The sequence below is a fragment of the Pseudomonas sp. VA159-2 genome, assembly GCF_024126635.1.
Taxonomy (GTDB): domain Bacteria; phylum Pseudomonadota; class Gammaproteobacteria; order Pseudomonadales; family Pseudomonadaceae; genus Aquipseudomonas; species Aquipseudomonas muyukensis.
Genome location: NZ_JAMYBV010000078.1, coordinates 1 through 1,045, shown reverse-complemented (window position 1 = coordinate 1,045; position 1,045 = coordinate 1). Strand labels below are relative to the sequence as shown.

The 1,045-nt window shown below is 62.3% G+C and carries 1 protein-coding gene; it reads left to right on the top strand.

Annotated features, from left to right (window positions below):
* Nucleotides 1-1,045 (top strand): immunoglobulin-like domain-containing protein (locus NJG22_RS24430; RefSeq protein ID WP_253098500.1); only part of this gene is annotated, 1,045 nt, incomplete at both ends.

Sequence of the window (1,045 nt, the reverse complement as noted above, 5' to 3'; positions counted from 1 at the left end):
TGACCCTCGGCAAGGACGAAGTCAAAACCGAAGTCACCGACGAGCCCGGCACCGGTACCCCTGGCACCGACAACCAGGGCGACAAGGTCTCGGTCACCATCGTCAGCAAAGGCGACGTGACCGAAGACCAGCAACCCGCCTTCACCGTCAAGGTCAGCCAGAAGCTGGACCACGACCTAACCGTGACCCTGTCCAATGGCGACAAGGTGGTGATCCCAGCCGGTCAGACCGAAGCCGAGTACAAGGCCAAGGCCCAGGGCGATGACGTCTTCAAGGACGGCGACACCCTCACCGTCGGCATCACCGATGCCGCCGTGGACGGCAAGACCTTCGAAAATCTGGAGCTGGGCGGCGACGCCAGCGTGCAGATCACCGACACCATCAGCGAAGTTGTGGCTACCTTGTCTGCCGACAAGACCACCGTCAGCGAAGGCGGCCAGATCACCTACACCGTGACCCTGACCAACGGCCAAGGCCTGTCGGTTACTGGCCACAACGGCCTGACCTTCACCCTGAGCGACGGCACCAAGGTCACCATCCCGGCGGGCAGCGCCAGCGGTACTGCCATCATCACCGCCCCGGACGATGTGTTCATCGGCGGCCAGGCCACCATCAGCAACAAACTGACCAGCGTCACCGGTGCCGACAACTTCGAAAAACTGACCCTCGGTCAAAATGAGGTGCAGACGTCCGTCACCGATGAACCTGGCACCGGTACTCCGGGCACCGGCAACGAAGGCGACAAGGTCACCGTCACCATCCTCAGCAAGGGGGATGTCACCGAAGACCAACAGCCGGCCTTCACCGTCAAAGTCAGCCAGAAGCTCGACTATGACCTGACCGTCACCTTGTCCAATGGCGACAAGGTGGTGATCCCGGCCGGCCAGACCGAAGCCGAGTACAAGGCCAAGGCACAAGGCGACGACGTCTTCAAGGACGGCGACTCGCTGACCGTCGGTATCACCGATGCAGCCGTGCCTGGCCATGCCTTCGAGAACCTGGAACTCGGCGGCGATGCCACCGTGCAGATCACCGACACCATCAG